Source organism: Marinobacter segnicrescens (genome assembly GCF_900111555.1).
Taxonomy (GTDB): Bacteria; Pseudomonadota; Gammaproteobacteria; order Pseudomonadales; family Oleiphilaceae; genus Marinobacter; species Marinobacter segnicrescens.
The window spans coordinates 16,451-39,912 of sequence record NZ_FOHZ01000002.1; the positions used below are offsets into that span (position 1 = coordinate 16,451).

At 62.0% G+C, this 23,462-nt stretch carries 25 protein-coding genes; 15 read left to right on the top strand and 10 right to left on the bottom strand.

What is annotated here, in order from left to right:
- Window positions 1–192 precede the first annotated feature (192 nt).
- Window positions 193–1,422 (top strand): SorT family sulfite dehydrogenase catalytic subunit, encoded by a 1,230-nt coding sequence (gene sorT / locus BM036_RS02790; RefSeq protein WP_091848717.1) that lies wholly within the window; start codon window positions 193–195, stop codon window positions 1,420–1,422.
- Window position 1,423: 1 nt separating this feature from the next.
- Window positions 1,424–1,756, top strand: coding sequence for a SorU family sulfite dehydrogenase c-type cytochrome subunit (gene sorU, locus BM036_RS02795; RefSeq protein ID WP_245742437.1), 333 nt, complete (start codon window positions 1,424–1,426; stop codon window positions 1,754–1,756).
- A gap of 11 nt (window positions 1,757–1,767) precedes the next feature.
- Here sorU and msrB read toward each other — a convergent pair whose 3' ends face one another.
- From msrB to chrA, 3 genes are all read right to left on the bottom strand, one after another.
- Window positions 1,768–2,190 carry a peptide-methionine (R)-S-oxide reductase MsrB gene (gene msrB / locus BM036_RS02800; protein ID WP_091848718.1) on the bottom strand — a complete coding sequence of 141 codons (423 nt, stop codon included), beginning with the start codon at window positions 2,188–2,190 and terminating at the stop codon, window positions 1,768–1,770.
- A 51-nt stretch (window positions 2,191–2,241) separates the two neighbouring features.
- Window positions 2,242–2,868, bottom strand: coding sequence for a peptide-methionine (S)-S-oxide reductase MsrA (gene msrA / locus BM036_RS02805; protein ID WP_091848719.1), 627 nt, complete (start codon window positions 2,866–2,868; stop codon window positions 2,242–2,244).
- A 205-nt stretch (window positions 2,869–3,073) separates the two neighbouring features.
- Entirely contained in the window at window positions 3,074–4,237 is a 1,164-nt protein-coding gene (gene chrA, locus BM036_RS02810) for a chromate efflux transporter (protein ID WP_091848720.1), read from the bottom strand.
- 123 nt (window positions 4,238–4,360) lie between these two features.
- On the opposite strand from chrA, the gene BM036_RS02815 reads away from it, so the two are divergent.
- The gene (locus BM036_RS02815; protein WP_091848721.1) at window positions 4,361–5,332 is read left to right on the top strand and encodes a metallophosphoesterase; all 972 of its coding nucleotides are present in this window, start codon (window positions 4,361–4,363) and stop codon (window positions 5,330–5,332) included.
- A 17-nt stretch (window positions 5,333–5,349) separates the two neighbouring features.
- Here the strand turns inward: BM036_RS02815 and BM036_RS02820 are convergent, their stop codons facing one another.
- From BM036_RS02820 to exaC, 3 genes are all read right to left on the bottom strand, one after another.
- Window positions 5,350–5,829: a CDP-archaeol synthase gene (locus BM036_RS02820; protein ID WP_091848722.1), complete on the bottom strand. Its 480-nt coding sequence runs from the start codon at window positions 5,827–5,829 to the stop codon at window positions 5,350–5,352.
- 20 nt (window positions 5,830–5,849) lie between these two features.
- A complete protein-coding gene (locus tag BM036_RS02825; protein ID WP_091848723.1) occupies window positions 5,850–7,229 on the bottom strand; it encodes a class II fumarate hydratase in 1,380 nt (459 codons plus the stop codon).
- A 201-nt stretch (window positions 7,230–7,430) separates the two neighbouring features.
- The gene (gene exaC / locus BM036_RS02830) at window positions 7,431–8,951 is read right to left on the bottom strand and encodes an acetaldehyde dehydrogenase ExaC (protein WP_091848971.1); all 1,521 of its coding nucleotides are present in this window, start codon (window positions 8,949–8,951) and stop codon (window positions 7,431–7,433) included.
- Between the two features lie 240 nt (window positions 8,952–9,191).
- Between exaC and BM036_RS02835 the strand changes: the two genes are divergently transcribed.
- Window positions 9,192–9,869, top strand: a complete 678-nt coding sequence (locus tag BM036_RS02835; protein ID WP_091848724.1) for a response regulator — start codon at window positions 9,192–9,194, stop codon at window positions 9,867–9,869.
- 13 nt (window positions 9,870–9,882) lie between these two features.
- Here the strand turns inward: BM036_RS02835 and BM036_RS02840 are convergent, their stop codons facing one another.
- The 3 genes from BM036_RS02840 to BM036_RS02850 are packed head-to-tail and all read right to left on the bottom strand — an operon-like array spanning window position 9,883 to window position 13,511.
- Window positions 9,883–10,836, bottom strand: a complete 954-nt coding sequence (locus tag BM036_RS02840; protein ID WP_091848725.1) for a sensor histidine kinase — start codon at window positions 10,834–10,836, stop codon at window positions 9,883–9,885.
- Window positions 10,833–11,999: a nitric oxide-sensing protein NosP gene (gene nosP / locus BM036_RS02845; protein WP_091848726.1), complete on the bottom strand. Its 1,167-nt coding sequence runs from the start codon at window positions 11,997–11,999 to the stop codon at window positions 10,833–10,835. Before nosP ends, BM036_RS02840 begins: the two co-directional genes overlap by 4 nt.
- Before the next feature lie 36 nt (window positions 12,000–12,035).
- Window positions 12,036–13,511, bottom strand: coding sequence for a WSD1 family O-acyltransferase (locus tag BM036_RS02850; RefSeq protein WP_245742438.1), 1,476 nt, complete (start codon window positions 13,509–13,511; stop codon window positions 12,036–12,038).
- Window positions 13,512–13,766: 255 nt separating this feature from the next.
- Between BM036_RS02850 and BM036_RS02855 the strand changes: the two genes are divergently transcribed.
- Window positions 13,767–14,702 (top strand): alpha/beta fold hydrolase, encoded by a 936-nt coding sequence (locus BM036_RS02855; protein WP_091848727.1) that lies wholly within the window; start codon window positions 13,767–13,769, stop codon window positions 14,700–14,702.
- A gap of 1 nt (window position 14,703) precedes the next feature.
- Here the strand turns inward: BM036_RS02855 and BM036_RS02860 are convergent, their stop codons facing one another.
- Entirely contained in the window at window positions 14,704–14,979 is a 276-nt protein-coding gene (locus BM036_RS02860) for a polyhydroxyalkanoic acid system family protein (protein WP_091848728.1), read from the bottom strand.
- Window positions 14,980–15,183: 204 nt separating this feature from the next.
- Here BM036_RS02860 and ubiE point away from each other — a divergent pair, with 204 nt between their 5' ends.
- From ubiE to BM036_RS02910, 10 genes are all read left to right on the top strand, one after another.
- The gene (gene ubiE / locus BM036_RS02865; protein WP_091848729.1) at window positions 15,184–15,984 is read left to right on the top strand and encodes a bifunctional demethylmenaquinone methyltransferase/2-methoxy-6-polyprenyl-1,4-benzoquinol methylase UbiE; all 801 of its coding nucleotides are present in this window, start codon (window positions 15,184–15,186) and stop codon (window positions 15,982–15,984) included.
- Window positions 15,984–16,637, top strand: coding sequence for a ubiquinone biosynthesis accessory factor UbiJ (locus BM036_RS02870; protein WP_091848730.1), 654 nt, complete (start codon window positions 15,984–15,986; stop codon window positions 16,635–16,637). Before ubiE ends, BM036_RS02870 begins: the two co-directional genes overlap by 1 nt.
- On the top strand, window positions 16,634–18,280 hold the full coding sequence (ubiB, locus tag BM036_RS02875; RefSeq protein WP_091848731.1) for a ubiquinone biosynthesis regulatory protein kinase UbiB: 1,647 nt from the start codon (window positions 16,634–16,636) through the stop codon (window positions 18,278–18,280). Before BM036_RS02870 ends, ubiB begins: the two co-directional genes overlap by 4 nt.
- A 44-nt stretch (window positions 18,281–18,324) precedes the next feature.
- Window positions 18,325–18,756, top strand: coding sequence for a phosphoribosyl-AMP cyclohydrolase (gene hisI, locus BM036_RS02880; RefSeq protein ID WP_091848973.1), 432 nt, complete (start codon window positions 18,325–18,327; stop codon window positions 18,754–18,756).
- Window positions 18,749–19,078, top strand: a complete 330-nt coding sequence (locus tag BM036_RS02885) for a phosphoribosyl-ATP diphosphatase (RefSeq protein ID WP_091848732.1) — start codon at window positions 18,749–18,751, stop codon at window positions 19,076–19,078. The genes hisI and BM036_RS02885 overlap by 8 nt, the downstream gene beginning before the upstream one ends.
- 89 nt (window positions 19,079–19,167) lie before the next feature.
- Window positions 19,168–19,404 carry a Sec-independent protein translocase subunit TatA gene (tatA, locus tag BM036_RS02890; RefSeq protein WP_091848733.1) on the top strand — a complete coding sequence of 79 codons (237 nt, stop codon included), beginning with the start codon at window positions 19,168–19,170 and terminating at the stop codon, window positions 19,402–19,404.
- An 11-nt stretch (window positions 19,405–19,415) separates the two neighbouring features.
- Window positions 19,416–19,997: a Sec-independent protein translocase protein TatB gene (gene tatB, locus BM036_RS20500; RefSeq protein WP_245742439.1), complete on the top strand. Its 582-nt coding sequence runs from the start codon at window positions 19,416–19,418 to the stop codon at window positions 19,995–19,997.
- On the top strand, window positions 19,994–20,773 hold the full coding sequence (tatC, locus tag BM036_RS02900; protein WP_091848734.1) for a twin-arginine translocase subunit TatC: 780 nt from the start codon (window positions 19,994–19,996) through the stop codon (window positions 20,771–20,773). Before tatB ends, tatC begins: the two co-directional genes overlap by 4 nt.
- Window positions 20,770–21,489 (top strand): 16S rRNA (uracil(1498)-N(3))-methyltransferase, encoded by a 720-nt coding sequence (locus BM036_RS02905; protein WP_091848735.1) that lies wholly within the window; start codon window positions 20,770–20,772, stop codon window positions 21,487–21,489. The genes tatC and BM036_RS02905 overlap by 4 nt, the downstream gene beginning before the upstream one ends.
- 140 nt (window positions 21,490–21,629) lie before the next feature.
- Window positions 21,630–23,447, top strand: a complete 1,818-nt coding sequence (locus BM036_RS02910) for an ABC transporter ATP-binding protein (RefSeq protein ID WP_091848736.1) — start codon at window positions 21,630–21,632, stop codon at window positions 23,445–23,447.
- Window positions 23,448–23,462: the final 15 nt, after the last annotated feature.

Below are 23,462 nucleotides of genomic sequence, written 5' to 3' on the forward strand. Positions count from 1 at the left end.
CGGATCTCCATGGGTGTGGTAGGGAAAAGCCGCCGATTATAGCGCTTTGTAGCAAACGGTATCCAAGCCAGAACTGTTTATTATTTGACCAGGCCGGTCGGCCGGACTAAATCTGATAAGTACACGTCGTCCGAATACGGGCATTTGCAGCTACCGTTAGCTGTCATTCCGAATCCGCTCAGGGGGCAAGACATGAACAATAATCCTGATCTCCACGCCCGTGCCACGGCACTTTCACAACAGGTCGGCAGCACCCGCCGCCATTTTCTGCTTGGCAGCGCCGGCGTACTCGCCTCGGTGCCTCTGCTGGGCCTCGCCCCCCTGGCGCGAGGGGAAGAACCCAAAAGCCTGCCGGACTATGCCGCCTGGAAAGAGCGCAACGCGCTGATCGTCCACAGCACCAATACCATGGAAACCCGCCGAGACGCGATTGGTGCAGGGGTCGTGACCCCGTCAGACCGACTGTTCGTTCGCAACAACCTGCCTACGCCACCCGTGGACGTCGTCGAGAACGCCGATGCCTGGGAAGTGTCGATTGAAGGAGTAAGGAACCCCCGCAGCCTTACCCTGGCCGAGCTCAAGAACATGAACGTCACCTCTGTTACCACGGTGCTTCAGTGCTCCGGGAACGGCCGCGCGTTTTTCCCCCATGGTGCCAGCGGAACCCAGTGGTCGGTCGGCGCAGCTGGATGTGTGGTGTGGACCGGGGTGCCCCTCAAGGATGTGGTCGAGGAACTCGGCGGCGTTGAGGATGGCATGAGCTTTATTACGAACACCGGCGGCGAAGAGCTGCCCGCCGGGCTTGACCCGAAAACCGTCATCGTGGAGCGCTCGGTGCCAGCGCGGGCACTGGAAACCGCCATTCTCGCCTGGGCCATGAACGATGAGCCCTTGCCACTGTCTCACGGCGGTCCGCTGCGGATGGTCGTTCCGGGGTATTACGGGGTCAACAACGTCAAGTACGTCAAACGGGTTGCGTTCACCGACAAGGAAACCGATGCCAAGATCCAGGCTTCCGGCTACCGTATCCGGGACGTGGGCAAATCCGGCGCACCGGAACAACCTTCCATGTGGGAAATGAACGTCAAATCCTGGATTACCACTCCCCTGGAGAAAACCCATAAGGGCCGCAACCTGATTTACGGCGTTGCGATGGGCGGCGCAGTAGCCGTGGAGAGCGTTGAAGTCTCCACCGATGGCGGGGAAACCTGGCAGGAAGCCCGCTTTGTGGGACCGGATCTTGGCCAGTACGCCTGGCGGCCCTTTGTGTTCGCGACCGATCTTTCGCCGGGCGAAGTGCGCCTTGTGAGCCGCGCAACGTCGGCCAGCGGCGAAACACAACCGAAGGGTCGGACGGATAACGAGCGGGGTTACGGCCATAACGGCTGGGAGGACCATGGCGTGACGGTGCAGGTAAGCTGACGTGCGGCCAGGCTGGATTATCCCGCTGACGGCGGGACTGCTGTTCTCATCTCCGGGCCTCGCCGGACCCTCCGGGGAAGAGCCCTCCGTGGAAGAGGGCCGCAAGGTGTTTACCGAACTCGCCCAACCCGGGTGCCCGATATGTCATACGCTGGCGGATGCGGGTGCCACCGGGGCCATTGGGCCGGACCTCGACGAACTGGCACCCGACGAGGCCAAGGTCGCCGCAGCCGTGACCAATGGCGTCGGCATTATGCCGGCCTTCAATGAAACCCTTACCAGTGAGCAGATTGCCGCGGTGGCCCGGTACGTGGCCACCGTGACCGGTCAATAACCTGCCTGGACTCAGGATTGCCGGAAGGTCAGGGCAACCGAGTTCATGCAGTAACGCTGCCCTGTGGGGGGCGGACCATCAGGGAAGACATGGCCCAGGTGGCTGTCGCACCGGGGGCAGCGGATCTCGGTACGGGTCATGCCGAGGCTGTGGTCTTCCAGGTAACGGATATGGTCCTTGTCAAATGGCTCGAAGAAGCTGGGCCATCCGGTCCCGGAATCAAACTTGGACGCCGAACTGAACAGTGGCAGGTCGCACAGGCGACAGTGGTAGACGCCGTCCTGCTTGTTATCCAGCAGGGTGCCGCAGAATGGGCGCTCGGTGCCATGGTCCAGCAATACCGTGCGCTCTTCCTGGCTCAGGTCGGCGGCCAGCCGGTCAACCTCGGCGGGCGAGAGTGGGGACAGGTCATAGCCTGCGGCAGATGTGCTCATGGTCGAACCTCCGGAACGGGGCGGCGGCCGGGCCTGACGAGCCAGGACCGGTCAGACCGTTTTCAGCCTGTCCGGATACACTTCCCTGACCTTTTTCAGCTTGGGCTCGGCGACCGCCATGATGTAGGGCTGCCGGGGATGCTTGCCGGCAAAGTTCTGATGATACTCCTCGGCCGCGTAGAAATCCCGGAGCGGCTCGAGGCTGGTGACCACAGGGTCCGCAAAAATACCGGCCTGGTCAATCTGGCGGATATAGTCTTCCGCGACCCGACGCTGCTCCGGCGTTTCATAGAAAACGGTCGAGCGGTACTGCGGCCCCCGGTCATTGCCCTGGCGGTTCAGCTGGGTCGGGTCGTGGGCCACCGAGAAGAACACCCGGAGCAACTCGCCATAACTGATAACGGCGGGGTCGTACTCGACCTCCACGGCCTCGGCATGACCTGTCTGGCCGGTGCATACGGCATCGTAGTTGGCCGTCTGCGCATCTCCCCCGGCATAGCCGGAGGTCACCCGCTGAACACCATTCAGGGTAAGAAACACAGCTTCCACACACCAGAAACAACCACCAGCCAGCACAGCCTTCTGCAGACCCTTGCCTTCCGGCTCAAGGTCATGGGGCGGGGCCGGGAAACGGTCCCGGGGAATGGTCATCCCGGAAACACTGCAGGTCATACTCATCGCCTGTTTCCTCCATTTTCAGGCATTGTGGACAACCGGTCAGGGTGAAGGTTCCCCCTGGAGAAGCCGGCTGATTATTCACAAGGCCCATTGTGTAAACTTTATACGCTGATTTCCAACTGCGCCAACCGGGTTGTGAACCGGTAGCAACGAGCCATGCGCCCCAACCCACAACCTTGTTCCCCGACCAGCATCCGCGAACGTTTCAGAACAACAATGCGCCCAGTGCGGCACAAGCCGGGGCCAGCACCCAAACCGGCATCCTCGCGACCGAAAGCGCCCACCAGGTACCCAATACAAACGCGAGCCCTGCAGGGGAATTTACGGCAGACGTCCATACCGGATCATAGAGCGCTGCCAGTAGTAACCCAACGACACCGGCGTTGACACCGGCAAGGGCTGAACGGGCCCGCTCATGGCGACGCAGCCATTGCCACAACGGCAGGCCGGCAAACACCAGCAGTACTCCCGGCAGGAACACCGCCAACAACGCCAGTACAGCGCCGGGCACGCCACCGGAAATACCCCCCAGAAAGGCAGAAAAAGTAAACAGCGGGCCCGGAACGGCCTGGGCCGCCCCATACCCGGCCAGGAAGGTATCCGCCGACACCTGGCCAGAGCCCACGAAGCCTTCCTGTAACCACGGCAACACCACATGCCCACCGCCAAACACCAGCGCGCCGGAGCGATACATCTCGGCTGCCAGCCACCGCATGGACCCTGCCTCCGCTGGCAGGAATGAAGCCAGCAACAGCAGCATGAAAGCCACCGCGAACACCATCGGGCGCCGGCCCTGGACCGGTAACGACAGTGCTTCGCCGGCCTTGCTCGGCGGCACCCGCCTCATGAACCCGACGAATCCGGCCAGCGTCAGGGCGGCCATCTGGATCAGCGCGGAACCGGCCAGCAGCAGAATGACCGCAACCATCAGTGCCAGGCCCTGACGCAAGGCATCGGGACACAGGTTGCGGCCCATCTGCCATACTGCATGCCCCACCACGGCGACCACGAAGAGCTTCAGACCGCTCACCCAGCCCCCTTCGGCCGCATCCGGCCAGAGACTCAGACCAAAGGCGAACAGTGCCATCAGAATGGCAGAGGGCAGCGTGAACGCAAGCCATGCGGCCAAGGCTCCCCGGTAGTGGCCGCGCAGAAATCCGATGGCCAGCCCGGTCTGGCTGGAGGCAGGCCCTGGCAGCAGCTGGCAGAGGGCCACCACTTCCCCGTAGGCACCCTCGCTGAGCCAGCCGCGCCGGCGAACGAACTCATCATGGAAATAGCCGAGGTGGGCCGCCGGACCACCAAAGGAGGTCAGGCCCAGACGCAGGAAAATCGCAAACACCTCCCTGAACGAGGCTTTTTCACTCACAACGGATTACCTCCGGCTGGACGTGGAATCACACAGACGTAAGGATACGTCGTATTTACGGGTCGGTCCTGAGGGACCATACTGTTTTGTAGCCCATGACAACAATGGCTCCGGATCCAAGAAATGACCGCACAGGCTCCTGTACCCAACGATGACGACTGGCTACGCTACCGGCTCAGCCTCAGACTGGGGGCTGTCCATGCCCGGCAGCGCCTGAGCATTGAAAGGGAATCCGAACAGCGGGTGACCGGCCGTGACCATCGCTCCTTTCACCTGGAAAACCTCTACAGCGCCCACGGTTTTATCCGTACCTGCCTGAAACTCTCCGGCCTGCTGAAGCGGGGGCAGAGCAACAGCAGGCGTCTGCAAACGGTTGAGCAACGCTTTCCCATCACTTCCCTGCCAGAGGCCTTTGACGGATTCCGCATCCTTCACCTGACAGACCTCCATGTGGACATGGACCCGGCCAACCTGGAAGCGGTGATCCGCCAGATACAGCCCCTGGAGTATGACCTGTGTGTATTGACCGGAGATTACAGGAAGCTGACCTGGGGCCCGGTGGATGCAGCACTCGAAGGTATGGCACAGCTTCGCGAAGCCATCAGGGGCGATGCCCTGGCGGTTCTGGGCAACCATGACAGCATTCGTATGGTGCCGGCACTGGAAGAAATGGGCTACCGGCTCTTGCTGAACGAACACCAGGCCATCGAGCGGGGCGACCAGGCGCTTTATATCGCGGGTGTCGACGACGCCCACTATTACAAGGTGCACAACCTTCAACGGGCGGGCGATGACATTCCGGAAGGTGCCGTATCGCTGCTGTTGAGCCATACCCCGGAAATCTGGCGGGAAGCGGCCCATGCCGGCTACGACCTGTTCCTGTGCGGGCACACCCACGGCGGCCAGATCTGCCTGCCCGGCGGCCTGCCCGTAACCCTGGATGCTGACTGCCCCCGGGCCCTTGGGCGTGGCTACTGGCGCCATAATGGTATGCAGGGCTATACCTCTCCGGGTGCCGGTACCTCAGTGGTCAATGTGCGACTGAACTGTCCGCCGGAAGTCACCATTCATACCCTGGTCCGGGGGCCGGATTAGGGCTGTGGTATCCGTCTTCAATGGGGCTGTTTGCGGATCCCAAGCTGGTATAGCAACGGGGAAAACACCATGTTGGCGGTGACGAACAGCAGCACTACGCCGATAGCCTGCCAAAGGGGAAAGTCCAGCTGCCACCAGGCGTAAGCCACCGGCAGTACCGACTCCGGCAACTGGTCAAGCCCCGACGCCCGGGCACTGGGCTCCAACGCCATACGGCGCTTGATAAAACTGCTGAGCAGGTCGCCCCCCAGGGCCAGGGCTGCGAACACAACCCCGAATGAAACACTCAACCCCATCACCGGCGCGAACACCGTACAGGACAGCAACCCGGCCACCAGGCCTCGCCAGGTCTTGCTTCGCCCCAGCAGCGGCTGACCGTCCCACAGACGCAGCCCACCATCCACCGGGGCCGAAAAGCGGTGTTGCAACAGCCTGGCTGCCACCACCGGAGCGCCGTTGGCAAGGACCAGCAATAACAGCAGCCAGACTGTGATCATGGATCGGTCGATCTCCGGTATCAGTTGCCGATGCCGCCCCGGGTTAACGCTATCGGGTCCAGCAGTTGCTGGAGCCGCTCACGACTCAGGCCGCTTTTTTCCTCGGCCACGTCGATGATGGAGCGGCCACTGGCGTAGGCCTCCTTGGCGATTTCCGCAGCTTTTGCATAACCGATTTCCGGATTGAGGGCGGTGACCAGCACCGGATTTCGGCCCACCGCCTCATCCAGCGTCGCTTCGTTGACGGTGAAACCTGCGATTGCCTTATCACCCAGCAAACGGGCGCTGTTGGCGAGCAGGCTCCCCATATCCAGCAGATTGGCCCCCACCAGCGGCAGCATGACATTCAACTGGAAGTTACCGGACTGCCCGGCAATGGCGACGGCGCTGTCCAGCCCCATGACCTGTGCCGAGGCCATGGCCACAGACTCGGGAATCACCGGGTTCACCTTGCCAGGCATAATGGAGCTGCCCGGCTGCAGCGCCGGCAGGCTGATTTCTGCCAGACCGTGGATGGGGCCGCTGTTCATCCAGCGCAAGTCGTTGGCAATTTTCATCAGTACGATGGCCATACCCCGGAACTGGGCCGAGAGATTCACGGGACCATCGACAGCGCTCTGGCCCACAAACTTGTGTTCCATTTCGCGGAATCGGAACCCGGTGAGCTGGTACATGGCCTTGGCAAACTCGCCGGCAAAACGGGTATCGGCGTTCACCCCTGTACCCACGGCGGTACCGCCCTGCGGAATGGCCAGCAGTTCCTCGCTGCTCTGCTCCAGGCGCCGCCCGACACCCTCGAGCTGCTCGCGCCAGGTTCGCAGTTCCTGGCCAAGGGTGACCGGCATGGCGTCCATCAGGTGGGTGCGACCGGTCTTCACCTGACCGAGCAGCAGGTTCTCCCGCTCGTAGATAATACCCTGCAAATGAGTCAGCGCCGGCAGCACGGATGCCTGCAGCGAGGTCACCGCACTTACATGGATTGCCGTGGGGATCACGTCGTTGGAGCTCTGGCTCATGTTGACGTGGTCGTTGGGATTAACCTCCAGCTGTTCGGTGCTGGCCAGGCGCGCCAGCACCTCGTTCACGTTCATGTTGGTGCTGGTGCCGGAGCCCGTCTGGTAGCGGTCTACCGGGAACTGGTCCTCCAGGCCCCCCTGAAGCACGCGGTCGCAGGCGGAAGTGATCGCCGCGAAACGGTCACCATCCAGCAGGTTCAGGCGATGGTTGGCTTCAGCTGCCGCCTTCTTTACCAGCACCACGGCGTCGATGAAACCTGCGGGCATCGGTTGGCCGCTCACCGGAAAATTGTCGACGGCCCTCTGGGTCTGGGCGCCCCAAAGTGCGTTGGTGGGCACCCTGACCTCACCCAGACTGTCTTTTTCGATCCTGGTGTCGCTCATACCTTGCCTCCTCCAATGATGTGCTGTCCGTCCATACGGATACTTTTAGTCATTGGGATCAGTCAGGGCAACCACAACCCGGTAAACAAAAAAGGCCGATACCAACCACTGTGCGTTCACGCCGTGGTCAGTCGGCCAAGGGAGTACCACCGGGCAAGCCATCGCGCCCTGCCCGAGGTGGTTCGTCAAATTGTCAGGCGGTCAGAAAAAGCCCAGCGGGTTGATGTCGTAGCTCACCAGCATGTTCTTGGTTTGCTGGTAATGCTCAAGCACCATCTTGTGGGTTTCACGGCCGACACCGGATTTCTTGTAGCCGCCGAAGGCGGCATGGGCGGGATAGGCGTGGTAGCAGTTCATCCACACCCGGCCTGCCTGGATGCCGCGCCCCATGCGATAGGCGCGGTTGGTGTCGCGGGTCCAGACGCCGGCGCCGAGACCGAACTCGGTATCATTGGCAATGGCCAGGGCTTCTGCTTCGTCCTTGAAGGTGGTGACACCGACTACTGGGCCGAAGATTTCCTCCTGGAACACCCGCATGCTGTTCTCGCCCTTGAGCAGGGTGGGCTGGATGTAGAAGCCGCTGTTGAACTCCACACCCAGGTCTTCCCTGTCACCGCCGATCAGCACCTGGGCACCCTCTTCCCGGCCGATGGCCAGGTAGGACATGATCTTGTCGAACTGCTCCTTGCTGGCCTGCGCCCCGACCTGTACGTCGGTATCCAGGGGGTTGCCGCGTTTGATGGTTTTGGTGCGGTCGATTACACGGGCGATAAACTCATCGTAGATATCTTCCTGGATCAGGGCCCGGGAGGGACAGGTGCACACCTCGCCCTGGTTAAAGAACGCCAGCACCAGGCCTTCCGCCGCCTTGTCGATAAAGTCCGGCTCTGCCTGCATGATGTCGGAGAAGTAGATGTTCGGGGACTTGCCGCCCAGCTCAACAGTGGAGGGAATGATGTTCTCTGCGGCGCACTTCATGATGTGGGCACCCACCGGTGTGGAGCCGGTGAAGGCGATCTTGGCGATCCGCTGACTGGACGCCAGCGCCTGGCCAGCTTCGGCACCATAGCCATTGACGACGTTCAGCACCCCAGGCGGCAGCAGGTCGCCGATCAACTCCATCAGCACCAGGATAGACGCCGGGGTCTGCTCGGCGGGCTTGAGCACCGTACAGTTACCGGCGGCCAGGCAGGGTGCCAGTTTCCAGGTAGCCATCAGCAGGGGGAAGTTCCAGGGGATAATCTGCCCCACCACACCCAGGGGTTCGTGGAAGTGATAGGCCACGGTGTTGGCGTCAATCTCACCCAGGTGTCCTTCCTGGGCGCGGATGCAGCCGGCGAAATACCGGAAGTGGTCCACCGCCAGGGGAATATCGGCGTTCAGGGTTTCGCGCACCGCCTTGCCGTTATCCCAGGTCTCGGCCACGGCCAGTTTTTCCAGGTTCTGCTCCATGCGGTCGGCAATTTTGAGCAGGATGTTGGAGCGCTCCTGCACCGAGGTCTTGCCCCAGGCCGGGGCGGCCTTGTGGGCAGCGTCCAGCGCCAGGTCGATATCTTCGGCGGTTGAGCGGGGAATGCGGCAGAAGGCCTCACCAGTGACGGGGGTAATGTTGTCGAAGTACTGGCCCTTGACCGGGGCGACCCATTCACCGCCAATGTAGTTTTCGTACTGCTGCTTGTAAGAGACGACAGAGCCGTCCTTGCCGGGTTGTGCGTAGATCATGGCTGTCACCTTGTTGTTGTGGTTTGATATGCCAGCAATCACCATAGTCCGTGCGCGGGCGTCCGTGTATGGTGCCTTCGCCTTGCCTGGTCTCCTTCTTTGGTCGTAGATCCTTGGTACAGACACTCCCGGGACTGCCAGCCCGCGGCGATTCAGGGTATTCTTCCGGTGAATGGTCGGTTAAGCCCGAGATCCGACAGCGCCAATAACGATAAAAACGACTGGAAAGGGCTCTCTTTGATGAACCCGTCACCGAACATCCTCATTGTGGATGACCATCCCCTGTTCCGGGAGGCCATGGCACTGGTCATCACCACGGAACTCCCCGGCGCACAGCTGGGCGAGGCCAGCACCCTGCCCATGGCCCTTCAGCGCCTTGCCGAGGGACCGGTGCCTGACCTGGTGCTGCTGGACCTAAACCTGCCCGGTGTGCACGGACTGGAAGGACTGGCCGAGGTGAGCGCCGCAGCGCCCGACGCCCCGGTCGTGATCATCTCCGCCGAAGAAGACAAGCAGCTGATCCTGCAGGCCATCAATGCCGGCGCCATGGGCTTTATTACCAAGTCTGCGCCGCGGGAGCGAATGCGACAGGCCCTCAGACAGGTACTCGAAGGCAACATCTACCTGCCTCCAGACATTGTCCGTGGGAGTTCGTCAGGCGATTCCCCATCCCGCAATACACCGCAGATTTCCGAAGAGGCCCTGAACCGCCTGACGGAGCGGCAGCTGCGGGTGCTGGAGCGGATGGCCATGGGCGAAAGCAACAAGCAGATTGCCTGGGCCCTGAACATCACTGAAACCACGGTAAAAACCCATGTCTCGGCGATTCTTGGCAAGCTGGGGGTGAATAACCGGGTTCAGGCCATACTGGCGGCCGGCGAGTGGCTGGAGAACCGCAAGTCCCGGAGGACCGATTAGTCGCCGGGCCGGCTCAGTCTGCCGATACCAGTGGCACAGCGATGGCGAAGCGGGAGCCCTTTCCGGGACGGGATGCCACGGTCACCGGATGGTCAAGCAGGGTGGCGATACGGTCCACAATGGCCAGCCCCAGACCCAGGCCAGCATCCGGCGGGGCATCACCGGGCCGGGCCCGTCGAAACTCCTGGAAAATGTCCGCCAGCTGGTGGGCCTCGATGCCCGGCCCGGTATCCCAAACCTGTATTTCCAGCTGCCGGTCCCGACGCCGACACCCCATCAGGATGCCGCCAGCGTCGGTATAACGCAGCGCATTGCTGAAAAAATTGCGCAGTACCCGGGCCAGCAAGCGGGAATCCGTCCACACCCGGCCTTTCGTGGCCACATAACGGAAGGCCAGCCCCTTGTCCGCCGCCAGCTGGCTGAACTCCTGGGCCAGGCCATCCAGCAGGTCGGCAAGGTCAAAGCTGGACGGATCAGGCTCGATGACCCCCGCATCGAGCCGGGAGATGTCCACCAGGGTCCCCAGAAGGTGATCCACCGCTTCCAGCGACGACCCCAGCGAGCGCACCAGGCTGGCCGCTGTGCCTTCCAGGCCCTGTTCCTCCAGGGCGCCGGTGAACAGGCGGGCGGCATTGAGCGGCTGCAGCAGGTCATGGCTGACAGCCGCCAGGAAGCGGGACTTGGAATGGTTCGCCTGCTCCGCCTCGGCCCGGGCCTGCTCCAGGGCGCTGTTGCTTTCCCGCAGGTCATCCATCAGCTGGTTGAGGGCTTCGGTACGCTCCCGCACCTGCTCTGCCAGCATCACTGAATGCTCGAATACGGCGTAAGGGTCCGGCGTCCGGCCAGTGCCGGATTCCACATGAGCGATCAGCGAATCACGAATCTTGCGCAGGCGGGCGTTTTCCGCCTCCAGCTCGCGGATGCGGTTATCATGGGGGCTATCGCGGGCAACGTCAGGCTGCATCATGGCTGACCGATGACCACACCGGTGAAGGTCTGATTCAGGTGTACACCATCAAACTGCTCACCGTAGGTGCTGAAACCCAATACCCTGTGCTGCTCAAGGAAGTCGGATATCCGGGCCACCTCACCGGCCTGTTCTGCCTCGAGTCGACGCAGGAAACAGTCGCAGCCGATGGTCACCATGGGCTTGCCTACCGTCGCCTCGGCCTCTTCCAGTCGCTGACGCAGGTCGTCCCGCAGCGAGCCCGGCGTCATGGGCGTGAGCACGATGCCGGTTTCCACCGCACAATAGAAGGTGAGGCTCTGGTCTTCGTTAACCCGTTGCACCGAGCGTGCGAAGTAATGTTCGCCGATGCGAACTGCCATGGGTTTGAGGGCGAATACCTCCCGGCACAGCTGGTCCGGTGACACACCCACGGCCCGGGCATAGGCGACCGCCGCAGGCTCGGCGTTCAGCTCATGCACGGTGCGGGTCTGGCAGTTCGCCGCCGTCACCACCAGCTTGCGATCCGTCGGGGCAAGGTGATGAGTGGTGAACACCTGGAAGCTGAGCGGGGTATTCACCAGCAGCACGGTAGCGGCCGAGGTATGGAAGCGACCGTCATGGAACACGTGGGTATTGGCGAGGCGCTCATCGTCGCCGGCGGAACCACCGAACTGGGGGATTGCCCCAAGTGCCGCGTTAAGGGACGAGAGTACCAGCTCCTCCCGGCTGGAAAGGCCATCCAGCAAGGTCACCGCAAAGGTGTTATCCCGCACCGGCGCCAGGTCTGACTGCCGGCAACGATGGAGCAGGTCATCCACAAGGTGCTGGGCACGGGGCAGGTCAAAGTCTTCCAGCCCTTCAATCAGCGCGGCCTGCACCGAGAACCAGCGACGGTCAAACCCGATCGCCGCGATGGATCCCCGCTCGTATCCCCGGGGCGTGATCTCACCGGCGGACGTGCAGCCAGACAGGGTAATACCCTGAAATCCATCGGCCATGGCTTCGGCCAGTCGGTTCAGGTCATATTCTGCGGAACAGAAAAAGAGGACAGCCCCCAGCGTGGGCGACTGCAGGGCCTGTTTCAGCTCGGCAACGGCGATCACCGGGTCACGTGCAGAGGTACTGGCGGTGACCACGGGCGCACCGTCGGTGCGGGGCCTGGCGAAAGCGGTGGCATGCATGGAAATGCCTGTTTTGTTCTTATGGGTATCTTCGAATTACAGCAGAGCATCCCCCAGCTCGTCCAGTTCCCTGACGCACCGGGTCAGGAAGCGGTCCGGATCGGGCACGATGGCTTCATCGGCCACCACACCAAACTGCACGTTACCGGCGTAGCTGACGATGCTCACCCCCAGGCCGATGTCACCGGCCTGGGGCACCCAGAACATCTGTTCGGTGATCTGGTGGCCGGCCAGGTAACGGGGCTCACGGGTACCGGGCACGTTGGAAACAACGGCGCTGGCCTTACGAAAGAACAGGTCGGAAATGGGCTGACGCAACGATGCTGGCAGCAACGATGCCAAGCCACTGACGCCCCAGGCCATCAGCGGTTGCCAGCTGCGCTTGAGGCGACGGGTTTCATGCTTGATCCGCCAGAGGCGCTCCAGGGCGAAGCCGCCGTCTACTGGCATGGGCACGAAGATGGTGCCAAAGAAATTACCGGGCATGTGCCTGACCGGGCGCAGCGCCTCAGGCAACGCCCGGCGTATATCCACCGGCACCGCCGCGTGCACTACCGACTGATTAAGGGCACTGCCGGAAACACCCATGGCATCACGCATGGCAGCGGCCACGCAGCTGAGCAGCACATCATTGATGCTACAGCCGGAACGCCGGGCCAGGCTCAGGAAACTGCGCAATGGTACCGGGCCCGACCAGCGGCAATGGCGGCGCCCGAGCAGGGAACGTTTGAGATTCGAGGGTGTATCTTCCGGTTCAGTGACCATGCCGGTCATCTCGTTGATGGCCCGCAGGCTGGTCATCAGCCCCTGCTCCAGGGTACCTGGCTGGTGCTCCGGAATGTCATCCGTCGGCGTTACGCCCCCGACCGGTTCATCCACTTTCGAGCCAGTTCCGGAACGCGCCTGCCCCGGCGGCACGCTTCCCTCCTGTGATCGCCCTCCCTGCAAACCAGCAGCAAAGGCCTCCCGGCAGGCCTGCATGACTTCGGGCCAGCGACGGGCGGTGGAGCCCTCACGGTTACCATAACTTTGCGGGTACTCTTCCGGTGAGCGGGTACAAATGCTGTCGAATACGTCCAGTAGCGACATACCGTCGCCATAACAATGATGAATGCGGAACAGCAGTGCCGCTCCGCCTTCGGCGTTGGGCACCAGCCAGAAGCCCCAGCGCGGGCGATCCCGGCCAAGGGGCTGGTTGAGCCGGGCAGACACCCACTCCTGCAGGCGCGCCTTTCCCATGGGCTCAGGCACATGGAACAGGTGGTTGGCCAGGTCAAAGCGGCGGTCCCTTTCCCAGCACCAGCCGCAACGGTGCTGAACCGGGCGCATGCGGAAACGTTCCCAGGGTAGCCAGTAGCGCTGCAAAAAGGCCCGGAGCCCAGACTGGGTCAGGCCGGGCACCCGCATCAACACGGTTATGGTCAACGGATTCTGGGGACTCTCGAGGTTCAGCCATGCCGCGTCCATCGGCAGCAATCGCAGCGGTTCCCTGTCGTTGGCAGCGTCACTCAAAGTGTTCGGCCCTGGCGGTCTGGATCGGTGTGATGGAGATCTGACATTTCGGCATCTGGCATTGTGACAGAGGCAGGAAATCTGCTCCACTCTCCAAGCGAAGCGCCTCAGTGACCATACCGACAGGTTGGAGGCCGGGAAAGACAGGCTTTCCCCGTTCCGGACATTAACAAGGCGCACGGGCATTGCACACGGACCGCCATCCGGTCGTATACTCGGTCAAGGGGCGCTTTCCATGCCCCGGAGGTAACTACCATGAAGGCAAGCCATGTTCGTAAGCTGATCAAGCCCATCGAAATCGCCTACTCCGAGATGTTCTCGGGGAAGGTCTACCTGATCGGCAAGGGTGCTGTTTCTGTGCGCAATCACAGCGGCGAGACCACCCATACGGTGATCGGCGTGCATGGCTACCTGGAGAACCACTGCTATTTCACCCAGGCCTACGACGCCCCGACCACCGAACTGATCCTGCTGACCTGCAGCAATTACCACATCCCCGTCAACGGGGTGACGCCGGAAGAAGCACCCTGGCCCTGCGCAATCGACGAACTGGAAGGCACCATTGCCTATGATGCCGAGCTGCTCATCCTGGCCCTGGAAAACCTGCCGACGTCACAGCATGTTCGGGTTCACGGCCACTCCCGGGGCGGCGCCGTTGTGCTGGAAGCAGCCAGCCGGCGGCCCGAGCTGTTCAGGAACGTGGAATTGCTGCTGGAGGCACCGGCGCTGCCCCAGGGCCGGCCCCATGCAATGGTCACCATGATGCTGGAACCGGTGAGCCACGGCATGTGGCCCTGGCTGATCCGGCTGATCAACAGCGCGCCGTCGTCGGTCTACGGCCAGACCTTCTTCGGGCGCATGACCCCCCGCAAGAAAACCCTGCTGGGCAAGCTGTTCTCCGCCACCCGTGACCAGCTCACCATCGTCCGCAACCTGGAGGATGTCATGGCCTGGATGGAACAGACCTCCACGGACATCTACCGCCACGTGAGCCATGGCTGCTTCCTGATCCCGGGAACCGACCGCATCCTCGACAAAGGCGCCATGCTGGCAAGCGCCCGGGCCTGCGAGACCATGACCATCCTGGAGACGTCGTCCCCGAGTCACTTCATTACCCTGGATGACCGCTCACTGATTCCGGCCCCGGGTGACCCGGTTTGCAGCGGCACCACCAGCCTCTCCGCTAACTGACTCAACCGATAATGGTATCCAGCTGGTTATGGATTTCCTCCTCGATACGCCCCTTGAACGGTCGCAGCATCATGCCAAGCTCCAGGTGTACATGCAGCTCGCTGGGTGAGATATCCAGGTGTCCCTTGACGCCGGAGCGGCGAAAGCGCATCAGGTCTCCGTCCCATTCGTAGTCTACGTCGAACTTGCGGGACAGGTCCTGGGCCAGGGTTTCTGCCGCTTCGCGGGCATGGGCCTGGTCCAGGGAATGGGCACGGCGAACATCAATGGATGACATGGCAGGAAAACCTCCGGAAGTTGATTTGGCCCAAGTTTATGGCCCCCGGCGGCTGCAGGCCAGTACCGGTTCGCCCATTGGCGGCCAAAAAACTTTAGACTTGCCCAGAGGTTCCCTAGAATAGGGGCCCGTAAGACTCCCTCCCGGCCGCAGGCAGCGGCGTGGGAGCAGGCTACCAACGGCCCGATTTCACAGGATGCCCCCATGAGCGAACAGCAGTCAGCCCCCGCCCAGGACAATCCCACCCGGGATAACGGCGCGCAGGACGAGACCACCCATTTCGGTTTCCGACAGGTGCCGAAGAGCCAGAAGGCCAGCCAGGTGGCTGATGTGTTCCACTCGGTCGCGGGCAAGTACGACCTGATGAACGACCTGATGTCCATGGGCATCCACCGGCTGTGGAAGCGATTTACCATTGAGCTCAGCGGTGTTCGGCCCGGCCAGCAGGTGCTGGATATCGCCGGAGGTACCGGCGACCTGACCATGAAGTTCTCCGACCTGGTGGGTCCCTCCGGCAGGGTGGTGCTGGCAGACATCAACGCGTCCATGCTCCAGGTCGGCCGGGACCGGCTCACCGACCGCGGCTACGCCGCCAATATCGAGTACGTCCAGGCGGACGCTGAACACCTGCCCTTCCCGGACAACACCTTCAACGTAGTGAGCATCGCCTTCGGCCTGCGCAATGTCACCGACAAGGACCAGGCGCTGCGGGACATGGCCCGGGTACTCAAACCCGGCGGCAAGGTGATGGTACTGGAGTTCTCCAAACCGACCAACCCACTGCTCAGCAAGGCCTATGACACCTATTCCTTCAGTGCCCTGCCGCTGATGGGCCAGCTGTTTGCCGGCGATTCCGAGAGCTACCGTTACCTTGCGGAGTCCATCCGCATGCACCCGGACCAGGAGACCCTCAAGGGCATGATGGAAGATGCCGGGCTGGTCAATTGCCGCTACTACAACATGACCGGCGGCATCGTGGCACTGCACGTGGGAACCAAGCCCTGATGTCACGGATTCCCACCCTGCACGCGGCCATCACCGGCACGCTGGAACTGGCCCTGAACCGGGCCCTGGAGCTGGATCCGGCGGGCCGCCGCGACCTGCTCCGGGCGCTGGCCGGACCGGTCTGTTTCCAGGTCAGTGAACCGGTGAACATGGCCCTCTGCCTGCAGGGTACCAGCCGTGGCGTCACGGTCTCAGGCCTTCTGCCGGATGATCCGGCGCTGGTCATTGCTGGCCGACCGCTGGCGCTCGCCGCCCTCGCACTGGGTGATGACGAAGCCATCCATGATGGCCGGCTGACGGTGGAGGGCGATACCGGGCTTGCCCAGCAATTCCAGCAAGCACTTGCGAACCTGGACCCGGACTGGGAGGCCGCGCTGGCCGGTTACACCGGCGACATCCCGGCACACTTTATTGGCCAGCGGATTCGCAGCGGCGTTCGCTGGAGCCGGCAGGCCATGGGTTCGATCAGCGCCAGCGTGGAGGAATACATCCACGAGGAAACCGGCGCCCTGCCGGGCCGGCGGGAACTGGAGCCCACCTTCGAGGCCATCGACCAGCTGAGCCTGGCCACCGAGCGCCTGGAAGCCCGCATTCAGCGCCTAGAAGGGACCCGCCACCCCAACCCTGATCCATCCGGAACGGAGACACCGTGACCCGACTGCAACGCCTGTTCCGCATCGCCTGGGTTTTCTGCAAGTACCGGCTGGACACCTTCCTGCCCATCGCCGAACTGCCCGGCCCACTGAAACTGTTCTTCCTGTTTGCGCCCTGGCACCTCTTTCCGAAGGGCCGCCACAACCGGGGCGACCGCCTGCGGCTGGCGCTGGAAGAACTGGGACCGGTGTTCGTCAAGTTTGGCCAGATTCTTTCCACCCGCCGAGACCTGCTGCCGGACGACATGGCGGAATCACTGAGGCGACTGCAGGACAACGTACCGCCCTTTTCCAGCGACACCGCCCGCGCCATCATCGAGGACTCGCTGGGCCAACCGGTGGATGTACTGTTCGCCGAGTTTTCCCGCGACCCCATGGCCTCGGCCTCGGTCGCCCAGGTCCACGCTGCCACCATGCCCGACGGCCGTCGGGTAGTGGTCAAGGTGATCCGTCCCGGTATCGAACGGGTGATCCACCAGGACCTGGCCCTGATGTTCATGATGGCCCGGCTGCTTGAGAAGTACTGGTCCGAAGGACGTCGCCTGCACCCGGTGGATGTGGTTGAGGATTACAGGACCACCATCTACGACGAGCTGGACCTGCAGCGGGAGGCCGCCAACGCCAGTCAGCTGCGCCGCAACTTCGAGGGTTCGCCGCTGATCTACATTCCCACCATCGACTGGGACCACACCACCAAGCGGGTCCTGGTGATGGAACGCATCAGCGGCATTCCCATTGCCGACGTGGAAGCCCTGCGTGCCGCCGGGGTAGACATGAAAGTACTGGCTGAAAAAGGTGTGGAGATCTTTTTCACCCAGGTATTCAGGGACAGTTTCTTCCACGCGGATATGCACCCGGGCAACATCTTCGTAGACGCCAGCAATCCCGCCGACCCCCGTTATATCGCCATCGACTTCGGTATTGTCGGCACCCTGGCGCCGGATGACCTCAGTTACCTGGCCCGCAACCTGCTTGCCTTCTTCCGCCGGGACTACCGCCAGGTGGCAGAGCTGCACATCCAGTCCGGCTGGGTGCCCCCGGAAACCCGGGTCAACGAGTTCGAAGCGGCCATCCGCACCGTGTGCGAGCCCATTTTCGAGCGACCATTGAAGGACATTTCCTTCGGCCACTTCCTGCTGCGCTTGTTCCAGACTGCCCGGCGCTTCAATATGGAGGTTCAGCCACAGCTGGTACTGTTGCAGAAGACCCTGCTGAACGTGGAGGGCCTGGGGCGCCAGCTCTACCCGGAACTGGACCTGTGGAGTACCGCGCAGCCCTTCCTCGAGAACTGGATGCGCAAGCGTATTGGCCCTACCGGCCTGTTCCAGACCCTGCAGTCACGGCTGCCTTCCTGGCTGGAACAGTCACCGGAGATGCCGCAACTGGTGCATGACACGCTGGTACAGCTGCGAAACGCGGGTAGCGGCCAGCCCATCCGCCAGGAAATCCGCGCCGCCGAGAAGGCCCGGGCACGGCGCAATGACCGACGCTGGCGACGGCTGATGGCCGCTGCCGTGCTGGTGGCCGGTGCCTGGCTGGGCGCCACCGGGCAACTGGAGCCAATGGCACAGGACATGCCCTGGTATGGCTGGGTCATGGTGGCAGGCGCAACCTGGCTGGTCGCCAGGGGTGGCCGCCGCTGAAGGCAGCCGTTACCGGCAAACTTACTTTTACAGACGTCATGAAAATGCAAGATTCAACCAATAGCGTAACGGCCACCGACTGGCTTGATACCATCCGCTGGAACGACGACGGCCTGGTGCCGGCGATTGCCCAGGATGCGGACACCGGCGATATCCTGATGATGGCCTGGATGAACCGGGAGTCACTGGAACTTACCGCCCGGGAACAACAGGCCATCTACTGGTCCCGCTCGCGGGGCAAGCTCTGGCGCAAGGGCGAGAGCTCCGGCCATGAACAGCGGGTGCGGGAGATCCGCCTGGATTGCGACGAGGACGTGATCCTGCTGAAAGTGGAACAACGCGGCGGCATTGCCTGTCATACCGGTCGCCGCAGCTGCTTCTACCGGGTGCTGGAAGACGGCCAGTGGGTCGCCACCGACCCGGTTCTAAAGGATCCGGACAGTATTTACGGAACAGGAGGCCACAGCCATGAATGACGTACTGGAACAGCTCAGCCGGGTACTGGAAGCCCGCAAGGCTGCCGACCCGGACAGCTCCTACGTGGCCAGCCTCCACGCCAAGGGGCTCAACAAGATCCTGGAAAAGGTGGGGGAGGAGTGCACCGAGACCCTGATCGCCGCCAAGGACGCCGAGCACTCCGGCAAGACCGACGACCTGGTCTACGAAACCACCGATCTCTGGTTCCATACACTGGTCATGCTGTCACGGTTTGGACTTGGACCGGATGATATCCTTGCGGAATTGAGTCGGCGTTTCGATCTGTCGGGACTGGAAGAAAAAGCCAGCCGGGAAACATAAAACCGGAGTACTCCTTCGGGGGTGTTCGGATACCTGCGCCATTGGCGTACAATTGAGGTCAGGCAAGTTAACCAAAGGGGTCCTGAGAGATGGGTATTAGTATCTGGCAACTTCTGATTGTTCTGGGCATTGTGATTCTGTTATTCGGAACCAAGAAGCTGCGCAACATCGGCACTGACCTTGGCGGTGCCATCCGGGGCTTCAAGAAGTCCATGAACGATGACGACGACGGCCAGAAAGACAAGACCGACTCCCTTGAAAAAGGTGAGGAGTCCAAGGCCTACAGCGCCAGCGCCGAGAAATCTGACGAAAAAACCCATAGCTGAGCCGTCGCTGCATGTTCGATATCGGCTTTATTGAGCTGGTGATCTGCGCCATCATCGCCTTGCTGGTACTGGGGCCCGAGCGTTTGCCCGTGGCCGCCCGCACTGCAGGTCGGTGGGTTGGCAGTGCCCGCCGTATGGTGAGCCAGTTCACCACCGAACTGGACCGCCAGCTCAAGGCCGATGAACTGCGCAAGGAGCTCCGCAAGGCCGGTGATATTGGCCTGGAAGATGTGGAGAAAAGCGTGCGAAGTGCCCTGGACGAGGCAAAGGAATACGAGAACATGATTCTCTCGGACAAGGACACGAGCAAATCCCGCACTGAGCCGGCAAAGGGCAAAAAGACCGAGGGCACGGCTGCCCCGTCAGCGGACAAGTCCGCAGATTCCAGCGACGCCAGCGCCGTGAAACAGGAAGCCTCTCCCGCAGACAGCCACCAGCAGGCCCGGGACTGGCAGCCACCGGAGGCCGGTCACGACCCCCACGCCATGATCCGGAAAGACCAGTCCTCTCCTGCCTCACCTTCCCGAAGCACTGACGGCGCTGACGCCGGAAACGGGGAAACACCGAACGACAAACCGGAACGCCATTCATGAGTTCAGCCTCTCCGGGGCAGCTGCCACCTGAAGAACAGCAGGAAATGCCCCTGATCGAACACCTGCTGGAGTTGCGTAACCGTCTGTTGAAGATGGTGCTTGCGGTGCTGGTCTGCTTTGCGGTGCTGTTTCCGTTCCGTAACGAGCTCTACCTGATCCTCGCCGGCCCGCTGATGGAGTTGTTACCGGTGGGTCAGAGCATGATTGCCACCGACATCACGGCCACCTTCTTTGCCCCCATGAAGCTGGCGTTGGTGCTGGCAGTCTTCGTGGCCATCCCGATCATTCTTTACCAGTTATGGGCCTTTATCGCACCGGGCCTGTATACCCATGAGAAAAAGCTGGCCTTTCCCATCCTGTTCTCGTCGGTCCTGCTGTTCTATCTGGGGGCGGTGTTCGCCTATTACGTGGTATTTCCGCTGGTGTTCGGCTTCTTTACCGCCGTCGGCCCGGAAGGCATCGTGGAACTGCCGGATATCACCAGCTACCTGAACTTTGTGCTCAAGATGTTCTTCGCCTTTGGCGTCGCCTTCGAGATTCCCATTGCCACCATCCTCATGATTCTCTCCGGTGCCACGACACCACAGGACCTCGCGGCCAAGCGGCCCTATGTGGTGGTAGGCTGCTTCGTAATCGGCATGCTGCTGACACCACCGGACCTGATCTCCCAGACACTGCTGGCGGTACCCATGTGGCTGCTGTTCGAAATTGGCATACTCTTTGGCTACCTGGCCGTTCGTCATCGCCCGGATGACGGCTACCCTGACGACATATGAACCTGGCCCTGCTGTCCGCCGGTGACCTGACCGGTGACAACACGGCGCGGCTGACCGGGCGGCGCCGTGACCACCTGGTCACAGTCCTCAAGGCCAGCGAAGGCGACACCCTGCCCGTGGGGCTGGAAGACGGCCCCATGGGAACCGGTACCATTAACCGGCTCACCGATGAGGCTGCCGAACTCACCCTGACCCTCGACCGGTCTGCACCAGCGCCCCTGCCCCTTACCCTGGTTATGGCCATGCCACGGCCCAAGATGTTCCGCCGTGTGCTGCAGACCGTAGCCTCCCTTGGCATAAAGGACATCTGGCTGATCAACAGCTACAAGGTGGAAAAGAGCTTCTGGCAGACTCCCTGGTTACAGCCGGAGTACCTGCGGGAGAACCTTGTCCTGGGCCTGGAGCAGGCCATGGATACCGCGATGCCCCGGGTGCATATCCGCCAACGCTTCAAACCCTTTGTGGAAGACGAGTTGCCCGCACTGCTGGCCGACCGCCCTGGACTGGTCGCCCATCCGGGGACCAGCACACCCTGCCCCGTCAACCTGAACCGGCCCGCCACCTTGTGCATCGGCCCGGAAGGCGGTTTTATTCCCTACGAAGTGGCCAAACTGGTCGAAGCCGGGTGTCAGGACATCCATCTGGGTCCGCGAATCCTGCGGGTGGAAACGGCGGTGCCGGTGCTGGTCAGCCGACTGTACGATCCCTGCCAGTGACCCTGCCCGCCTTGTGCCCCGTCAGCCGCGTCTGAGACCGCGAAGAAACGCACGCAATTGAAAATCATTCTGTTTTAATAAACCAAAGAATCCGTTACCCTTCCCGACCCCGAAACCAGACGGCCTAAAGGAAGCGGACCATGACTTCAAGCGCCCGGCACACCAGCAGCTTCGCCGCCCTCGGCCGCCTGCTTCGATACGCCCGCGGTTATCGCCGACAGATCATTGCGGCCACCACCTGCTCCATCATCAACAAGCTCTTCGACATTGCCCCCGAGATCCTTATTGGTGTTGCCATTGATGTGGTGGTGAACCAGGAAGAGAGCTTCGTTGCCGGGTTGGGCTTTGAGACGGCGCAGGAACAGATCACAATCCTTGCGGTGCTGACGTTCTTTATCTGGGCCGGGGAATCGCTGTTCGAGTACCTGTTCCAGATTCTCTGGCGCAACCTGGCCCAGCGCCTGCAGTCGGACCTCCGTCAGGACGCCTACGAACACGCCCAGCGCCTGGACATGAGCTTCTTTGAAGCCAACAGCTCCGGTCAGCTGGTGGCTACCATGAACGATGACGTGAACCAGCTGGAGCGTTTCCTCGATGGCGGTGCCAACGCCATGATCCAGGTGGGTGTGACGGTGGTGGCGGTGGGCGCCGTGTTCTTCGTGCTGTCACCGCTCATTGCGTTACTGGCTTTCACACCGATTCCCCTGATTATCTGGGGCGCCTTCTATTTCCAGCGCAAAGCCGGCCCACTCTACACCGATGTGCGAGAGAAGGTGGGTGACCTGTCCAGTCGCCTGGCCAATAACCTGGGCGGCATCGCCACCATCAAGAGCTTCACCGCCGAACAGCGGGAAGCCCGGCGCCTGAAAGAGGCCAGCGAAGCCTACGTGGATGCCAACCGGCGCGCCATTCGCATCAGTTCAGCGTTTATTCCGGTCATTCGCATGGCGATCCTGGCCGGCTTCCTGGCCACTTTCACGGTCGGCGGCATGATGGCCCTGGAAGGCAACCTGAACGTCGGTGCCTATGGCGTGCTGGTATTCCTCACCCAGCGCCTGCTCTGGCCTCTGACCGGTCTGGCAGAGGTGATCGACCTGTTCGAGCGGGCCATGGCCAGCACCCGTCGGATTCTGGATTTGCTGGCAGAGCCGGTGAACATTCGTGACGTCGCGGGAACCTCACTGAAACAGCCTGTGCGTGGCGAGGTCTCGTTCAATCAGGTGAGTTTCCATTACACCGGCAGTGGTGCTGGTGTTGAAGACATTACCCTGCAGGTTCCCGCCGGCAACACACTGGCCCTGGTGGGCGCGACCGGGTCCGGCAAGTCCACACTGATCAAACTCCTGCTGCGGTTCTACGACCCGTCCCGTGGCGATATCCGCATCGACGGCCAGCCGGTCCACGAAGTGAGCCTGAAATCGCTGCGGGATGCCATTGGCCTGGTCAGCCAGGATGTCTACCTGTTTGAGGGCAGCATCCGCGACAACCTGGCCTACGGCAAACCCGACGCCACTGAAGGGGAAATCATCGAGGCGGCACGGACGGCGGAAGCCTGGTCATTTATCTCGGCGCTGCCGGAAGGGCTGGACACACCGGTGGGTGAACGGGGCATTCGCCTCTCCGGTGGCCAGCGCCAGCGGTTATCCCTGGCCCGGGCGCTGCTGAAGAATCCGCCTGTTCTGGTTCTGGACGAGGCAACCAGTGCCGTGGATAACGAAACCGAGGCCGCCATCCAGCGCTCCCTCAGGCGTATTGGGCATAACCGCACGGTGATCATGATTGCCCACCGGCTTTCAACGATCGTGGATGCCGATACCATCGCCGTGGTCGAGAACGGCCGGATTGTCGAGGAAGGCGACCACAACAGCCTAATCCATAAGAACGGCCCCTATGCTGCCCAATGGCGGGTGCAAACCGGCCAGGCTGGAGGCGCTGCCTCACCCTCCGATCTTAATTGATAGTTATTCGCATTT

What these genes read in the sequence shown, in the direction of transcription:
- BM036_RS02835 (WP_091848724.1), top strand. Translation starts at nt 9,192, where the DNA reads ATGAACCCGTCACCGAACATCCTCATTGTGGATGACCATCCCCTGTTC.
- exaC (WP_091848971.1), bottom strand. Translation starts at nt 8,951, where the DNA reads ATGATCTACGCACAACCCGGCAAGGACGGCTCTGTCGTCTCTTACAAG.
- nosP (WP_091848726.1), bottom strand. Translation starts at nt 11,999, where the DNA reads ATGCATGCCACCGCTTTCGCCAGGCCCCGCACCGACGGTGCGCCCGTG.
- tatB (WP_245742439.1), top strand. Translation starts at nt 19,416, where the DNA reads ATGTTCGATATCGGCTTTATTGAGCTGGTGATCTGCGCCATCATCGCC.
- tatC (WP_091848734.1), top strand. Translation starts at nt 19,994, where the DNA reads ATGAGTTCAGCCTCTCCGGGGCAGCTGCCACCTGAAGAACAGCAGGAA.
- BM036_RS02855 (WP_091848727.1), top strand. Translation starts at nt 13,767, where the DNA reads ATGAAGGCAAGCCATGTTCGTAAGCTGATCAAGCCCATCGAAATCGCC.
- BM036_RS02870 (WP_091848730.1), top strand. Translation starts at nt 15,984, where the DNA reads ATGTCACGGATTCCCACCCTGCACGCGGCCATCACCGGCACGCTGGAA.
- BM036_RS02825 (WP_091848723.1), bottom strand. Translation starts at nt 7,229, where the DNA reads ATGAGCGACACCAGGATCGAAAAAGACAGTCTGGGTGAGGTCAGGGTG.
- BM036_RS02815 (WP_091848721.1), top strand. Translation starts at nt 4,361, where the DNA reads ATGACCGCACAGGCTCCTGTACCCAACGATGACGACTGGCTACGCTAC.
- BM036_RS02910 (WP_091848736.1), top strand. Translation starts at nt 21,630, where the DNA reads ATGACTTCAAGCGCCCGGCACACCAGCAGCTTCGCCGCCCTCGGCCGC.
- msrA (WP_091848719.1), bottom strand. Translation starts at nt 2,868, where the DNA reads ATGAGTATGACCTGCAGTGTTTCCGGGATGACCATTCCCCGGGACCGT.
- BM036_RS02885 (WP_091848732.1), top strand. Translation starts at nt 18,749, where the DNA reads ATGAATGACGTACTGGAACAGCTCAGCCGGGTACTGGAAGCCCGCAAG.
- tatA (WP_091848733.1), top strand. Translation starts at nt 19,168, where the DNA reads ATGGGTATTAGTATCTGGCAACTTCTGATTGTTCTGGGCATTGTGATT.
- BM036_RS02860 (WP_091848728.1), bottom strand. Translation starts at nt 14,979, where the DNA reads ATGTCATCCATTGATGTTCGCCGTGCCCATTCCCTGGACCAGGCCCAT.
- hisI (WP_091848973.1), top strand. Translation starts at nt 18,325, where the DNA reads ATGCAAGATTCAACCAATAGCGTAACGGCCACCGACTGGCTTGATACC.
- BM036_RS02905 (WP_091848735.1), top strand. Translation starts at nt 20,770, where the DNA reads ATGAACCTGGCCCTGCTGTCCGCCGGTGACCTGACCGGTGACAACACG.
- sorT (WP_091848717.1), top strand. Translation starts at nt 193, where the DNA reads ATGAACAATAATCCTGATCTCCACGCCCGTGCCACGGCACTTTCACAA.
- msrB (WP_091848718.1), bottom strand. Translation starts at nt 2,190, where the DNA reads ATGAGCACATCTGCCGCAGGCTATGACCTGTCCCCACTCTCGCCCGCC.
- BM036_RS02840 (WP_091848725.1), bottom strand. Translation starts at nt 10,836, where the DNA reads ATGATGCAGCCTGACGTTGCCCGCGATAGCCCCCATGATAACCGCATC.
- ubiE (WP_091848729.1), top strand. Translation starts at nt 15,184, where the DNA reads ATGAGCGAACAGCAGTCAGCCCCCGCCCAGGACAATCCCACCCGGGAT.
- BM036_RS02820 (WP_091848722.1), bottom strand. Translation starts at nt 5,829, where the DNA reads ATGATCACAGTCTGGCTGCTGTTATTGCTGGTCCTTGCCAACGGCGCT.